At 61.0% G+C, this 14,998-nt stretch carries 11 protein-coding genes; 4 read left to right on the top strand and 7 right to left on the bottom strand.

From position 1 onward, the window contains the following. Positions 1-171 precede the first annotated feature (171 nt). Both PG5_RS29545 and PG5_RS29550 read left to right on the top strand, forming a co-directional pair. Entirely contained in the window at positions 172-693 is a 522-nt protein-coding gene (locus PG5_RS29545) for a GNAT family N-acetyltransferase (RefSeq protein ID WP_020800753.1), read from the top strand. Positions 694-785: 92 nt separating this feature from the next. Beyond that, entirely contained in the window at positions 786-1,280 is a 495-nt protein-coding gene (locus tag PG5_RS29550; RefSeq protein ID WP_020800754.1) for a hypothetical protein, read from the top strand. Positions 1,281-1,411: 131 nt separating this feature from the next. On the opposite strand, the gene PG5_RS29555 is transcribed toward PG5_RS29550, so the two are convergent. Together PG5_RS29555 and ccoN are read right to left on the bottom strand one after the other, a co-directional pair. Beyond that, positions 1,412-1,633, bottom strand: coding sequence for a hypothetical protein (locus PG5_RS29555; protein ID WP_020800755.1), 222 nt, complete (start codon positions 1,631-1,633; stop codon positions 1,412-1,414). Continuing rightward, positions 1,633-3,060, bottom strand: a complete 1,428-nt coding sequence (gene ccoN / locus PG5_RS29560) for a cytochrome-c oxidase, cbb3-type subunit I (protein ID WP_020800757.1) — start codon at positions 3,058-3,060, stop codon at positions 1,633-1,635. The genes PG5_RS29555 and ccoN overlap by 1 nt, the downstream gene beginning before the upstream one ends. Positions 3,061-3,428: 368 nt before the next feature. Here ccoN and PG5_RS29565 point away from each other — a divergent pair, with 368 nt between their 5' ends. Together PG5_RS29565 and PG5_RS29570 are read left to right on the top strand one after the other, a co-directional pair. After that, the gene (locus PG5_RS29565; RefSeq protein ID WP_020800759.1) at positions 3,429-5,102 is read left to right on the top strand and encodes a nitrite/sulfite reductase; all 1,674 of its coding nucleotides are present in this window, start codon (positions 3,429-3,431) and stop codon (positions 5,100-5,102) included. Next, positions 5,099-5,578, top strand: coding sequence for a DUF934 domain-containing protein (locus PG5_RS29570; protein ID WP_020800760.1), 480 nt, complete (start codon positions 5,099-5,101; stop codon positions 5,576-5,578). Before PG5_RS29565 ends, PG5_RS29570 begins: the two co-directional genes overlap by 4 nt. A 147-nt stretch (positions 5,579-5,725) precedes the next feature. Here the strand turns inward: PG5_RS29570 and PG5_RS29575 are convergent, their stop codons facing one another. The 5 genes from PG5_RS29575 to PG5_RS29595 all read right to left on the bottom strand — a co-directional run. Then, entirely contained in the window at positions 5,726-8,086 is a 2,361-nt protein-coding gene (locus tag PG5_RS29575; protein WP_020800763.1) for a tetratricopeptide repeat protein, read from the bottom strand. Positions 8,087-8,311: 225 nt separating this feature from the next. Beyond that, entirely contained in the window at positions 8,312-10,825 is a 2,514-nt protein-coding gene (locus PG5_RS29580) for a fused MFS/spermidine synthase (RefSeq protein WP_042955866.1), read from the bottom strand. A gap of 107 nt (positions 10,826-10,932) precedes the next feature. Then, the gene (locus PG5_RS29585; RefSeq protein WP_020800765.1) at positions 10,933-12,510 is read right to left on the bottom strand and encodes an arylsulfatase; all 1,578 of its coding nucleotides are present in this window, start codon (positions 12,508-12,510) and stop codon (positions 10,933-10,935) included. A gap of 69 nt (positions 12,511-12,579) precedes the next feature. Further along, on the bottom strand, positions 12,580-13,608 hold the full coding sequence (locus PG5_RS29590) for an HAD family phosphatase (RefSeq protein WP_020800766.1): 1,029 nt from the start codon (positions 13,606-13,608) through the stop codon (positions 12,580-12,582). Then, positions 13,605-14,998 (bottom strand): BatD family protein (locus tag PG5_RS29595; protein ID WP_042955867.1); only part of this gene is annotated, 1,394 nt, incomplete at its 5' end. The genes PG5_RS29595 and PG5_RS29590, both read right to left, overlap by 4 nt.

Here is a 14,998-nt window from a genome sequence, read left to right on the forward strand (position 1 = left end):
AGCATGCTCCGGGCGGCGTTCCGACGAAAAACCTGGGAGCGCCGCGGGGCATCAGGTATCCCGCGTCATCGTTGACGACCATCGCGAGCATGCTCGCTCCTACAGGGTGTTTTTCCATGTTGGATGCGTTGTAGAGTGAACGGCCATGTCTCTATCAAGGATGAATCACCCATGACCGGCACCGACGCTGTCATCACCCTCGAACGCCTCAATCATTCCCACGTCCCGGGCATCACCGCGCTTTACCACGAACCGGTCGTCGCCCGTCAGACGCTGCAAATGCCGTTTCCATCCTCCGAGACTTGGCAAAAACGCGTGGAGACGGACAATGAGCGGGTCGTGCAATTGGTGGCCCTGCATCAAGGGACGGTTATCGGTAGCATCACCCTGGAACAGTTTCCACGCATCCGCCGCAGCCACGCAGGCAGCTTCGGCATGGGCGTTGCTTCCCAATGGCAGGGCAAGGGCGTGGGTTCGAAACTGTTGGCGGCGGTGCTGGATATTGCTGACAACTGGATGAACCTGCGACGGGTCGAACTGAGCGTGTATGCCGACAACGAAGCCGCCATCAGCCTGTACCGCAAGTTCGGTTTCGAGACCGAAGGGCTGTTTCGCGACTATGCGGTGCGCGATGGCGTCTACGTCGATACCTTGAGCATGGCGCGCTTGCGCCGCATGCCCAAGTGCGATTGATCCATACCATTCGCGCTTTTAGTCGTACGCCGGCGGCGCGCATCTGCCATGCTCAATGTCCGCAGCACCGCTTCAATCAAAGGAACACCGCAATGGACGACGTACGGCAACTGGGCGAGATGCTTCGTCACTACGCAGACAGCGAAGCGCACAAAAAGCAGCTGTTCGAGACACAATCGGCCGAGTGGGCCAAGCGCATTGGGGAGTTGTTCGATCAGATCCAGCAGTGGCTGGAGCCGGTTCTGGCACCGAATCTGCTGGAGGTGAGCCGCGAAGCGTATGTCGCGTCCGGGCCGAATGTTCCGGTGGAGACGTCTACCTTCAAGACTGAAAAGCTGAGCATTACGATCGCCGGCAAACCGGTGGAGTTCCTGCCGGATGTGATGGGTGCCGGTGGGCAGATTTCCCTGGCAGTGATGGGCTTTACCGCTGCGCGCTACGGCAGTGTTTCACTGGTGTGCATGCCATCGTCCAATGGCTGGCAGTGGCGCAAGACCAATGGTCTTAAAGATCCGGATACCTTTGTCTTCGATGCGGATTTCCTGGCGCAGCAGTTGCAGAGCCTGATTCCGCGCGAACGCGGCTGAGTTTTCGCGACACTGTGAATCCCCCTGTGGGAGCGAGCCTGCTCGCGAAAGCGATGAATCAGTCAATATCGATGTCGACTGTCAGCCCGTCTTCGCGAGCGGGCTCGCTCCCACAATGAATGGGTTGTAGGTCAGATTTCGATTTTGCCCCAACCCGGCTTTGGCTCTTCTGGCGCGACCGCGTTTATCCGCTTGCCGGTAGCGGCCTCCACTCGCCGGGCGACTTCCGGGTCATCGGCAAACGGCACCAGGCTGGCATCGTCCAGGCTTTCGGCGGTCTGATGGCGCAAGCAGTATTCGATGGTGCACCACAGGAACACCACCCCCAGGATATTCAACAGGACTTCAGTCATCAGGCTATTTGCGCCTCACTTTCCGCCATCGCCACTTCGGACACCCGTACGGTACGCCACACGTTGTAAGCCATCACCAGCATGCCCGTGAGGAACAACACGCCACCGGCAAAGCGCACCACGAACCCCGGATGGCTGGCCTGCAAGGCTTCGACGAAGGAGTAGGTCAGCGTGCCGTCATCGTTGATCGCACGCCACATCAGGCCTTGGGTGATGCCGTTGACCCACATCGAGGCGATGTACAGCACGGTGCCGATAGTGGCGAGCCAGAAGTGCAGGTTGATCAGCGGAGTGCTGAACATCTGTGCGCGACCGAAGACCTTCGGCACCATGTGGTAAGTCGCGCCGAAGGTGATCATCGCCACCCAGCCGAGGGCCCCGGCGTGCACGTGGCCAATGGTCCAGTCGGTGTAGTGGGAGAGGGCGTTGACCGTCTTGATCGCCATCATCGGCCCTTCGAAGGTCGACATGCCGTAGAAGGCCAGGGACAGCACCAGGAAACGCAGGATCGGGTCGGTGCGCAACTTATGCCAGGCGCCCGAAAGGGTCATCATGCCGTTGATCATTCCGCCCCAGCTCGGTGCCAACAGGATCAGCGACATGGCCATGCCCAGTGACTGCGCCCAGTCCGGCAAGGCGGTGTAGTGCAAATGGTGCGGACCTGCCCAGATGTACAAAGTGATCAGCGCCCAGAAGTGCACGATCGACAAACGATAGGAATACACCGGCCGGTTCGCTTGCTTGGGCACGAAGTAGTACATCATCCCAAGGAAACCGGTGGTCAGGAAAAAGCCCACGGCGTTGTGCCCGTACCACCACTGGACCATGGCGTCGGTTGCCCCCGAATACACCGGATAGGATTTGAACCAGTCCACCGGAATCGCCAGGTGGTTGACCACGTGCAGCATCGCAATCACCACGATGAACGCGCCGAAGAACCAGTTGCCGACATAGATGTGCCGGGTCTTGCGCTGCACCACAGTGGTGAAGAACACGATGGCGTAGGCCACCCACACCAGGGTCATCCACACCGCGCCGGAGAACTCGATCTCGGCGTATTCCTTGGTGGTGGTGTAGCCCAGCGGCAACGTGATGAGCATCACGACGATGACCGATTGCCAGCCCCAGAACGTGAAGGCTGCGAGCTTGTCCGAGAACAGTCGCACCTGGCAGGTACGCTGCACCGCGTAGTAGCTGGCGGCGAACTGCGCGCTGCCGGCGAATCCGAAAATCACCAGGCTGGTGTGCAGCGGGCGCAGGCGCCCGAAAGTGGTCCACGGCAGGTCCAGGTTCAACTGCGGCCACACCAGTTGCGACGCGATCCAGACGCCCATCGCCATCCCCACGACGCCCCAGATCACGGTTGCCACGATGAATTGGCGGACGACCTTGTAGTTATAAGCCTGTCCGATAGTTGTTGTGCTCATGCTCAATGCTTCCACGGTTGCAATGACGTGCACTGTAAAAACCGTGGCGAAAACAAAACAGACTCAGGAAAAACTGATTTATGCGGATCAGATCTGCAGCGAGTCAAATTGGACGCCTCTGATTCTGATACGGTTTTTTCATGAACAGCTGAATCTGTAATGAAAACCGGCACGGGTCCATAGTCATTGCCTCGAAACGAGCCGCAGTTAATGCCGCCCAACCTGTGGGAGCGAGCCTGCTCGCGAAGCGTCCGGCACATTCAATATCGATGTCGCCTGGTTCTCCGCCTTCGCGAGCAGGCTCGCTCCCACAAGGGTCGCGCCAGGCATTGGCAACAGAGCCCGATCACTCCTGATGAGGTAGCCAGATGTATCAGTACGACGACTATGACCGGGCACTGGTGTTCGAGCGGGTTGCGCAGTTTCGCGATCAGGTCGAACGCTTCATGGCGGGCGAACTGAGCGAGGAAGAGTTCCTGCCGTTGCGCCTGCAAAACGGCCTGTACATGCAAAAACACGCCTACATGCTGCGCGTCGCCATTCCCTACGGCACCCTGAGTGCCCGGCAGATGCGCACGCTGGCGAGCATCGCCCGGGATTACGATCGCGGCTACGGCCACTTCACGACGCGCCAGAACATGCAGTTCAACTGGATCGAACTGGCCCAGGTGCCGGACATCCTCGAACGCCTGGCCCAGGTCAACATGCACGCCATCCAGACGTCCGGCAACTGCGTGCGCAACATCACCACCGAAGCCTTTGCCGGGGTTGCGGCCGATGAAATGATCGACCCGCGGCCGCTGGCGGAAATCCTGCGGCAATGGTCGACCATCAACCCGGAATTCCTCTACCTGCCACGAAAGTTCAAGATCGCCATCTGCTCGGCCGAGCAGGATCGCGCGGCAATCATGATGCACGACATCGGCCTCTATCTTTATCCCGGTGACGACGGGCAAATGCTGCTGCGGGTCATTGTCGGCGGCGGCCTTGGGCGCACGCCGATCCTTGGCTTGCAGATTCGCCAGGGCTTGCCGTGGCAGCACCTGCTGTCCTACGTCGAGGCGGTGCTGCGGGTGTATAACCGCCATGGCCGGCGGGACAACAAGTACAAGGCGCGGATCAAGATTCTGGTAAAAGCCCTGGGCATCGAAGCGTTCGCCAGGGAAGTCGAGGAAGAGTGGACGCATATCAAGGATGGTCCGGCACAACTGACCCTTGATGAGTTCGAGCGCGTGGCCAGTGCCTTCGTTGCGCCGCGATATCGCGAACTGGCGGATACCAGCCTTGAATTCGGCACGCAGCTGGCCCAGGACCCGGCGTTCGCCCGCTGGGTGCTGCGCAATGTACAGGCACACAAGGTACCGGGGTATGCCAGCGTGGTGCTGTCGACCAAGCCGGGCGGCAGCGCACCGCCGGGGGATGTCACGGCCACGCAAATGGAGGCGGTGGCGCAGTGGTCCGAGCATTTCGGTTTTGGCGAGATTCGCATCGCCCATGAGCAAAACATCGTGCTGCCGGACGTGCCAAAAGCCGACTTGTTCGCGCTCTGGTGCCTGGCGTGCGAACACAACCTCGGCTGCGCCAACGTCGGTTTGCTCACCGACATCATCGCCTGCCCCGGGGGGGATTTCTGTGCACTGGCCAACGCCAAGTCGATCCCCATCGCCCAAGCCATTCAAGCGCGCTTCGAAGACCTCGATTACCTGCATGACCTGGGCGACATCAGCCTCAACATCTCCGGCTGCATGAACGCCTGCGGTCATCACCACATCGGCAACATCGGCATTCTGGGTGTCGATAAGAACGGCAGCGAGTGGTACCAGATCACCCTCGGTGGCGCCCAGGGCAAGAACAGCGCGCTGGGCAAGGTCATCGGCCCGTCGTTCAGCGCTGCGCAAGTGCCTGCGGTAGTCGAACAGATCGTCGACACGTTCGTGCGTTACCGCGAAAGCGAGGAGCTGTTTGTCGATACCTTGCAGCGCATCGGCCTGGAGCCGTTCAAAGAGGCGGTTTATCCGTCAGCGCTGGAGGTGTCGGCATGAACAATTTGTTGTGTTTGCAAGAGGGCGGGGCACGGATTGTCGAGGATGATCCCTGGACGCTGGTTCGGGACCTTGAGGCGCCGTTGCCTGAGGGCCAGGTGATTTTGCCGGTGGCCCGCTGGTTGGAAAATCCGCAGCAAAACGCAGTCTGGCTCGGACCGGATGATGAGGTGGAAGGCCTTGAACGGTGGTTTGGCCAGTTGCCCTTGATCGCCCTGGAGTTCCCGAGTTTTCGCGACGGTCGGGCCTACAGCCAGGCTTATTTGCTGCGCACTCGATTGGGCTGGACCGGTGAGTTGCGCGCCGTGGGTGATGTGTTGCGCGATCAGCTCAGCCATATGCGCCAATGTGGGTTCGACAGTTTCGCGGTGCGAGAAGACAAGTCGGCCGAGGATGCGCTGAAGGGATTGGCGGGAATGAGCGTGTTGTATGGACGCTCGGTGATTGAGCCGCGACCGTTGTTTCGGCGGCGTTGACGTCAATTACGCATTGGCAGGGCTGACGCTTTCGCGAGCAAGCCCGCTCCCGCATTTGATCCTTGGCATTCACAAAAATCTGTGACCCACACAGATCCAATGTGGGAGCGGGCTTGCTCGCGAAGGGGCCATTGGATCAGCCCCCGATCACTTCAACGCCGGATCCCCCATGTTCATTTTCTTCCAGCCCTGCAACAGCACCTGGGCCTTCGGTTCCTGACCGTTATCGAGGTAGTACTGGATCAACGACATCCGCGCATTTCGGTCGGCTGGCTGCACTTTCAACAGCCTTTCCAGTTCCTCGCACGCGGCATCGATCTTGCCGCTGTCATGCAGGGCCACCGCCAGCACATAGCCGTATTGTCCGCTCTGCGGTTCCAGTTGTGCGGCCCTGCGCAGGAAGGGCATGGCCTGTGCGGGTTGGCCGGCACGCACCAGCGCCAAGCCCTGGGTGTGTTGCAACAGAGCGGCGTCGGGGTGTGCCTTGAGGCTCTGCGCCAGCAGTGCTTGGGCTTCCTGGCCGCGACCATTGGCTTCCAGCCATTGCACCAGTGTCACCAGCGCCGGATAAAAGTCCGGGTCGCGCTTGAGTGATGTGCGCAGCAAGCCTTCGACTTCGCCACTGCGACCGCTGGCCTGATACAGCATGGCCAGGTTGAGGTTGGCTTCGGCGCGTTCGGCCAGGCTTTTTTGCACGTTCTCATATTCGGTGATGGCCGCGTTCCACTTGTCTTGGGCAGCGCCCAGGCCATTGCGTGCAACGCTGAGCAAATCCCGGGCCGCGGCAATGCGTACAGCCTTCACCGGATCGCTCAGCAACGGTGTCAACAGCGGTGCACGCTCCGGCGGTGGCAAGAACGCGCTGATCGCCCGTACGGCGCTTTCACGCACTTGCGGCGCCGGGTTGCTCAAGTCCCGAGTGGCCAGTTTCAGCGCCTGTTCGCTGGGGTACAGCGGTAGTTCGGCGAGCAGTGTCGCCCGTTGAATCGCCGGCAGGTTGCTGCGTTGCAGCTGTTCGTACAGGGCTTGTGCGGCGCCAGGCTGGCCATTGCGGATCAGCCACAGGCTTTCGTCGTAACGCGGGGCCTGCGCGGCGGTGGAGGTGTTCCAGAGTTTGAACTGCTCGGTGACCTTGTCACCGGCCTTGCCCTGGTGACAAGTCAGGCAAGCGTCCGGCGTACCGAGTTTTTTCGCCCGCTCGGGGTTGGGAATGCTGAAACTGTGGTCGTGCCGAAAGTCATTGCCCATATAAAACTTGCCGGGCATGTGGCAATCGATGCACTGCGAACCCGGCTGGCCCATGGTGTGGCGGGTGTGTTCGATGGAATCGTAGTTTTTCGCTTGCAAGCCTTTGCCGTCGACACCTTCGACGGAGGTCTTGCCAGCTGTGTTGTGGCATTGCAGGCATACGCCATTGCCCGGCGCCTTGAGTTCGGTGCTGTGGGGGTTGTGGCAGTTGCTGCAGCGCACGCCCTTGTCGAACATTTTGCTCTGGGCGAACGAGCCGTGTTCGAACACTTCATCCTTGATTTTGCCGTCAAGGGCATACAGTTCACGGGTCAGCGCGCTTGGCAGGTAGTCGTCCATCAGGCGCTTGCCAACGGTAAAACCGTCGCCCAGTGGCGCACGACGCGAGTGACAGCGGGCACAGGTTTCAATCTCGACGGTCGCGTTCTTGTCCTTGAGGTCGACGGCGAAACCCGAGTGGATCAGATCGCCTTTTTTCGCCGTCCATTGCAGATGATTGGAGGCCGGGCCGTGGCAGGCCTGGCAGCCGACGCCAAGGCTGTTCCACTGGCTGTCGAAGGTGTTTTTCGCGGCATCGAAATTGCGCTTGTAGCCGGTGGTATGGCACTCGACGCACATGAAATTGGCGTTCTGGCTCGGCTTGCTCCAATGCAGCGGGTCCTTGAAGGTCACACCCTGGCCTGGATAGAGATGAAACCAGCGATGCTTCTCGGTATCCCAAGCGATGCCGAGGGCTTGCAAGCGACCTTCGCCGACCTCGATCAGGTATTGCTGCAAGGGTGCGATACCAAAGGTGTAGGCGACCTTGAAGTCGGTGTTCTTGCCGTCGATGCCCGGCGTGTTGACCCAGAATCCGTCATCCTTGCGCGAAAACCGGGTGGTTTCGTTTTCGGCCTTGAAGGTGACGTTGTTGAAGTCGCCGAGCATGGTCTGGGCGTTGGCCTCCTGCATCGCCAATTGGTGATGGGAACCTTGCCAGTCCTTGACCTGTGCACTGTGGCAGCCTTGGCATTGCTGTTCGTCGACCATCGTTGCCGGCGCCACGGCGACGGGTTGCGACGGCGGCTTGACGGGTTGCGCGACAGGTGTGTTGACCGGCGCATAGGTCAGCGGAGCGGGTTGGCTGTGCAGCAGAAACCAGCCGATGCCCGCGACCGCCAGCAACAAGACGCCGATGGTGACCGGGAACAGGTATCGATGAATCAGGGTCGGTTGCGCATCAGGGTTTGGGTTTGCTGCTTTATTTTTATGTGTCGGCATTACGACTTCCGTAGTCCAGGTGCGTTTGCCGTCAGGCGCGCGTACAAGCTCGATGCAGCTTTGCCGGATGGCCGGCGTCTGTCAAATGGTTGCGTCGGGGCTGATGTCCTCTTCGCGAGCAGGCTCGCTCCCACATTTGGTCTGTGTCGTACACAAAATTCGTTTATGAACGCAATCCACTGTGGGAGCGAGCCTGCTCGCGAAAGCGGTTTGAAAGACAACTGATCACTCCCCGACAAACCAGCGGTAATACGGATTCCCGCCATCCCCGCGCATCACCTCACGTACATCCCTGGCCCAGGCATCCCGGTCACCGTCATAGGCGTGCAGGCTCGCCCGGTAGAACTGCATCAGGCGTTGCCGATGGGCGTTCATTCGCTCGCTGAACCCTTGATCCGCGTTCACCAGCACCGGCGGTTGGTGCAAGTCCAGCAGGGCCGGCAGCACTCGGCTGATTTCCTTGGCCCGCACCCACGGCGCGTATTCGATGCGCGGCTGATCATCCGTCACCGCCGGTGCATCGGCGGCGAAGCGTTCCAGGCCGGCGCGATCAGTGACCCAGGTCGCGAGCAAGGCGGCAGCCGAGCCGATACCGACATCCTGCAAGGTGCTGCGCACACTGTCCTGTTGGAAACGTTGAGTGATCCTGGCGGCATCCAGCTCGATTGGCGCAAGCGACCCCACCAGCAGCATCTCGTGAAACTCGCTGGTCCACAGCGTGGCGTAAGGGAAGGCATCGAGAAAACTGCGCACCAGCGAACGCGAGTCGTCGATGTTCTGCGTGGGCAAAGGCAACCACTGGGCGACCAGGCCCTGGTTCTGCAAGCGGCTGGCGGCCAACTGGTAGAAGTCCCGGGAGTATAGGTTGACCACGCCGGCCGCTGAGGGCGGTGGCGGTTCGAGGGTGATCAGGTCGTAGCGCTGGGGATTGCGCAGGAGTTCCTGGCGACCGTCGCGCAGGCGCACGTCGACACCCGGATCGGCCGCGGCATTGAAGTTGCCCTTGAACAGCGGCGCGGCCTTGACCACCGACGGCAGCAGTTCAGCCACAACGCGGTGTTCCAGGCCCGGATAGCGGGTCAAGGCGCCCGCGGTGATGCCCGTGCCGAAACCGATCACCAGCGCCGAACGCGGGTCGCCATTGTGGATCAACAGCGGCAGCAGCGCCTGAATCCGCATGTAGCGCAGCGAAGGCATGGCGTCGCCGGTGTTGGACACACCCTGGATATACAAGCGCTGGAACGCTCTCTGACCCTTGCCCTGGGTGACCACAGCGACAGTGCCGCCGCGCCCCTCCTCGTAGAACGCCAACGTGCCGTTACGCGCGCCGGGCAGCAGGCTGGCCAGCTTGTCCACGGGGGTCAGCAGGGCCAGTGCCACCGAAACCAGGCCGACCGCGATGACGCCCTGGCGCCGTCCCTTTTTCACGCCGTGGCCCTTGCGCACGGCAAAGTAGCCGATACCCGCAGCAATGATCGCCAGCAGTCCCAGGGTTCGAACCAGGCCCAACAGCGGGATCAGCACAAAGCCGCAGAGCATCACCCCGACGATACCGCCGAGGGTATTGAACGCCACCACCTCACCGACGTTGCGTCCTACATGGTCGCGCCCGACGCTCAAGCGCAGGGCCACGGGAAACGCCGCGCCGAGCAGCACCGTGGGTACAAACACGATGCTCAGCGCCGCCACGGCGAAGCGTGCGCTCATGCCGAGCAGTTCACTGGCGCCCCATGACAGCACCCAGGCTTCGACCACGCTTTGTGCGAGCACCAGCCACCGCCCGAGCAGGGCAATCTCGAGCAATGCGATCAAGCCGGCACCGGCGATCAGCAGGCCGAACACACCCCAGGGATCGCGCAGGCGATCAACCCGACGGGCGAGCAGGGCGCTCCCCAGAAATAGCCCGGTGAGGTATGTCGCCAATACCACGGCAAACGCATAAGTGCGCGTACTCATGAATTGCACGATGGATTGCGACCAGACCACTTCGTAACCCAGGGCCACGCCGCCGGCAATCGAATACAGCCACAGGGCCAGGCGGTCCGGGGCTTTGTCGGCGTGATGTCTGGCCGGCGTTTCAACGGGCAGCGAACGCTGGCGCTGAAACCACAAGGCACCTGCTGCAGCCAGCAGATTGAGCATCGCGGCGGCCAGGGCGCTGCCGCGCACGCCGAGGGTGGCAATCAGTATGAAGGCGGCGAGCAGAGTACCGGCAATGGCGCCCGCGGTGTTGGCCGCGTAGAGGTGACCACCGGCCTTGCCCAGTTGTTGTGGATCGGCGGCCAGGGAGCGCACCAACACCGGCAGCGTGCCGCCCATCAGCAACGCCGGGATGCCCACCAGCGCAAACGGCAACACCCAGGCCAACAGGCCCACCTGTTGCTCCAGCCAGGCAAACGGACTGGCCGCGAGGCTCATGGCGAAGGTCGCACCGACACCCAGCACCGCCACCAGCACTTCCAGCCCGGCATACAGCAGGACCGGTTGCCGCAAGCGGTCCGCCCAGCGGCCGAACAACAAACCGCCCAACGCCAGGCCGGCAAAAAACGCACTGATCCCGGTGGTGATGGCGTACACCTCGACACCCACCACCAGCGACAGCTGCTTGATCCACAGCACCTGATACACCAGCGCCGCGGCACCGGAGACGAACAGCAACAGGGCAGGGATCAACAGAGCCGGGGAGGCGATGTGGGGGGCAGGTATGGCCGACGACTTACTGGCGACACGTGAGGACATAGGTTCGTTGCCTTGAAAAGAATTCGAATTCACACGTTGATCGTTCCCACGCAGAGCGTGGGAACGATCGCCGCCCGTCGGTGAAGGCGAGCGGCGGCCAAGCGGTCTTACTTGGCACCAGCTTTCATTTTTTCTGCGATTTTCTTGTCAACCTCACTTTGTATCTGGTCGATACTGAAGCTCGCCGGGCGTTGGCTAGGCGGGTAATCGACAAAGGTTTGCAAGAAGGTCGCGGCCTTTTGGGTGGCTTGCATGAGCAAGTAGTCGTTCTTGGTCAGCCAATCATAGTATTGGTCAGACACGACGTCGGCCCGCTCGTACGGGTCCATTCGCAGGTTGAAGAGCTTGGGTACACGCAGGCAGGTAAAGGGTTCGCTCCACACCTGCAGACCGCCGGGTGCGCGCTGCTCGCAATAAACGATTTTCCAATCGCCCATCCGCATATTCACCAGCTGACCATCATCGCTGAAATAGAAGAACTCGTTACGCGCACTCTTGTCGGTCTTGCCAGTCAGGTAGTCCAGCTGGTTGTAACCGTCCAGGTGCACCTTGAAGTTTTTCCCACCGACATCGGCCCCCTTGAGCAGGCGATCCTTGATATCGGTATCGCCGACAGCTGCCAACAGGGTCGGGAACCAGTCCAGCCCGGAAAACATCTGGGTCGACACTTCGCCAGGTTTGACATGGCCAGGCCAGCGGATCATCGCCGGTACCCGGAAAGCACCTTCCCAGTTCGAGTTCTTCTCGTTGCGGAACGGTGTGGTTGCTGCATCCGGCCAGGACCATTGGTTCGGGCCGTTGTCGGTGGTGTAGACCACGATGGTGTTATCAGTGATCTTCAGGTCATCCAGCGTCTTGAGCAACTTACCGACGTCGCCGTCATGCTCGAGCATGCCGTCGGCATAATCGTTACCGGGCATGCCGCTCTGGCCCTGCATGGATTCGCGCACGTGAGTGAAGGCATGCATGCGGGTGGTGTTCATCCAGACGAAGAACGGTTTGTCCGCCTTGGCCTGTTTCTCGATAAACGCCTGGGCGGCGGCAGTGGTTTCGTCGTCGATGGTTTCCATGCGTTTTTTGGTCAGCGCGCCGGTGTCTTCGATCTTGCCATCGGCAAAGCTGTGGATCACGCCGCGCGGAGAGGCTGCCTTGACGAACTCGGCATCGTCCTTCGGCCAGTAGGGGCGTTCCGGTTCTTCTTCGGCGTTGAGGTGGTAGAGGTTGCCGAAGAACTCGTCAAAGCCATGGTTGGTGGGCAGGTACTCGTCCTTGTCCCCCAAATGGTTTTTGCCGAACTGACCCGTTGCGTAGCCCTTGGCCTTGAGTACCTGGGCAATGGTCACGTCCCTGGCCTGCAAACCCACCGGCACGCCCGGCATGCCCACTTTGGACAGGCCGGTGCGCAGTGGGGACTGGCCGGTAATGAAGGTCGAGCGCCCTGCCGTGCAACTGTTCTCCGCGTAATAGTCGGTGAACATCATGCCTTCCTTGGCGATGCGGTCAATATTGGGGGTTTTGTAGCCGACCACGCCGAAAGAGTAGGCGCTGATATTGGTCTGGCCGATGTCGTCGCCGAAGATCACCAGGATGTTGGGTTTATCCGCGGCCCCGGCCGTGGCCGAGAACGCCATCACCGAAGCCGCCAGCAAGGCCGCCTTCGGTATCCACTTGCGTATGCCAGTCATATGACTTGCTCCTTTTGCTTGAGTCGCTCGGTGCGACAAACGTTCATTGCGGTCCTGCGTCACGCTTTTTTATTGCACTTGCTCGGGTGTGGCGGCATCGAACGGATAGATCCGGTGCCATTCGGCAGCCATGTCGACAACGGTCCAGCCACGGTTTTTTGCTTCGTCCAGGGCCTTGTCCAGACGGCCGAACTGCGATTGGCGGTCGTAGGCCCATTCACGCTTGGCGTCGGTGTGATGCACCAGCCCCATGAAACGTTTTCCGGTGCCGGCGGCAGTCCACTGCAGCATTTGCAGGTCGCCGTCGGAGTTGCCGAACGCGAGAATCGGTCGTCGCCCGATCACGGCGTCGATGCTCACCGGCTTGCCCGGCCCGTCGTCGTTATGCGCCAGTTTCGGGGTGCGCAGGATCGACGCCTGGCCATCCTTGTACTCAAACGAGGTGACGAATGTGGTGCCGATCACCTGCTCGGGGGGGATGCCGTAGACCTTTTCGGCGAAGGCGCGCATGAAGCCGGTGTCGCCACCGGAAACGATGTAGGTCTTGAAGTCCTGGCTGCGCAGGTAGTCGAGCATTTCCAGCATCGGCTGGAAGATCATTTCGGTGTACGGCTTTCCGGTTTTCGGGTGGCGGGCCTGGCTCAGCCAGGTCTTGGCGTAATCGTCGAAGGCTTCTGTGGTCATGCCGGTGTGGGTTGCACCGAAGATTTTCATCATGCCGTCAAGGCCACTGGCGGCCAGGGCCTGGTGATCGTTTTCCAGCACGGCCTGGAATGGCTGGGTGGTTTTCCATTCCGGATGCTGCGCCGCCGTACGCTTGACCTCTTCCAGGGCAAACAGCAGTTCGAAGTACATCGGCTGCTCGCTCCACAAGGTGCCGTCGTTATCGAACACGGCGATACGGTCCTCGGGTTTGACGAAGTCCTTGCTGCCTTGATCGGTCACCGCCTGGACGAATTCGATGATGTTCTTTTTCGACGGGCCGTCATTCCATGACGGCAATGGTTCAGCGGCCTGGACCAGCATTGGCAGGCTCAGGGCCAATGCCAGCAGCAGCTTTAACCCGTGGAACTGGCGGTGCGCTATCGGGCTCGTCATGGGAAATCCTTCTCGTGAACGGGGTTGAGTGGTCGTAGTGCGCTAGCAACTGATTCTTGATTGTTTTCGGCCTGACTATGCAGCGTAGCCAAGGATTGCCTGAGTTGGAGCAGTGCCTGGTCTTTTGTCGGTTGCCGGCCATAGCACGCACGCAGGAACGCTTGCAGGCGTGCGCCGAAAGCGGTCAGTCTCAAGCCCTTGCGGCGGCGCCGGGTCCACAGGTACAGGGCGCTCAACTGCGCGGGCTGGCCCTGCAGTTGTGGCGGGATCTGCCGCCAGGCGTACTCGGCAGATTCAAGCCAGGCTGCGCGAAGTGCAGCGCGTCGAGCCTGCCAGCCGAGGCGCGCACGATGAATCAACGGACGCGCCAACCACACAAGCAGCGCCACGCCCAATAGCAGCGCCAGCAGGCCAAAGGTGTACCCCGAGAGGTGCAGGCGGTTTTGCTGGCCGAGTTTTTTCAGGTCATCGCTGAGGGAGAACACCGGCCGATAACTACTATTGGCTACGGCGTCGAAGTCCACGGCGGGGACGTGCGCGGTGCGGGCCTGCTGGCTGCTTGCGTCCCACCATTTCAATTCGATGGCGGGCAAGCTGTGATGGCCTTCGGAGTCGATCCGGTAAGTCACGCTGTCGATGCGCTGACCACCCGTGAAGTGGCCGCGACCGTCGTCCAGGGTGCTGACCTGAGGATTTTTCGGGTAACGACTGAGACCACTGACATCCCCCAGCGCTGGCGTCGGCAACGACATGGCGAGGGCGCCGTCGGCTTGCAGGGTCAATTGGCGGGTGAGGCTGTCGCCGACTTTCAACGCAGTGGCCGGCTTGATGATGTTCTGGGTGAAACGCAGCCCCTGTGCCACCAGTACCGGCTCTGCGGGTGCGAACCCCGGCGGTTGTGTCGCAGTGAAGTGCAACGGTTGGCTTTGCGCACTGAGCTCAGTCGTCGCCTGGCCCGGGGTGACCCGTACTGTCAGTGGCGCAATATCGAAAGCCCGCGCGACGTTGGGTGTGATCAAGTAGCTGTAGCGCATGCCGTTGAAGGATTTGCCATCGAGCGTCTGGTTCAGGTGTTCGGCGTGGCCGTCTGGCGGCAACACCAGTGCACCCGGCAACTTCAGGTCGGGCAGGGTGGGGGCGCTGGTAAACCAGGTGTCGGTGAGCACATCCAGGTGCAATTCGATGAGGCTGCCGACCATGGCGGAATCGGCGGGTTGCAGGCTGGCCTGGACGCGAAGCTCGGGTTCGGCGGCGAGGGTGGTGGTGCTGATCATGCAAAGGAGCAAGGCGCCGAACCTTGTGGTGATTGATCTGGCGTCTTCGCGAGCAGGCTCGCTCCCACAGGGAATCTGTGGTGTACAAAGATCCCTTGTGGGAGCGAGCCTGCTCG

The organism is Pseudomonas sp. G5(2012) (genome assembly GCF_000408945.1).
Taxonomy (GTDB): Bacteria; Pseudomonadota; Gammaproteobacteria; order Pseudomonadales; family Pseudomonadaceae; genus Aquipseudomonas; species Aquipseudomonas umsongensis.

Coding starts and splice junctions, on each gene's coding strand:
- PG5_RS29545 (WP_020800753.1), top strand. CDS start 172: ATGACCGGCACCGACGCTGTCATCACCCTCGAACGCCTCAATCATTCC.
- PG5_RS29550 (WP_020800754.1), top strand. CDS start 786: ATGGACGACGTACGGCAACTGGGCGAGATGCTTCGTCACTACGCAGAC.
- PG5_RS29585 (WP_020800765.1), bottom strand. CDS start 12,510: ATGACTGGCATACGCAAGTGGATACCGAAGGCGGCCTTGCTGGCGGCT.
- PG5_RS29580 (WP_042955866.1), bottom strand. CDS start 10,825: ATGTCCTCACGTGTCGCCAGTAAGTCGTCGGCCATACCTGCCCCCCAC.
- PG5_RS29570 (WP_020800760.1), top strand. CDS start 5,099: ATGAACAATTTGTTGTGTTTGCAAGAGGGCGGGGCACGGATTGTCGAG.
- PG5_RS29575 (WP_020800763.1), bottom strand. CDS start 8,086: ATGCCGACACATAAAAATAAAGCAGCAAACCCAAACCCTGATGCGCAA.
- PG5_RS29565 (WP_020800759.1), top strand. CDS start 3,429: ATGTATCAGTACGACGACTATGACCGGGCACTGGTGTTCGAGCGGGTT.
- PG5_RS29590 (WP_020800766.1), bottom strand. CDS start 13,608: ATGACGAGCCCGATAGCGCACCGCCAGTTCCACGGGTTAAAGCTGCTG.
- ccoN (WP_020800757.1), bottom strand. CDS start 3,060: ATGAGCACAACAACTATCGGACAGGCTTATAACTACAAGGTCGTCCGC.
- PG5_RS29555 (WP_020800755.1), bottom strand. CDS start 1,633: ATGACTGAAGTCCTGTTGAATATCCTGGGGGTGGTGTTCCTGTGGTGC.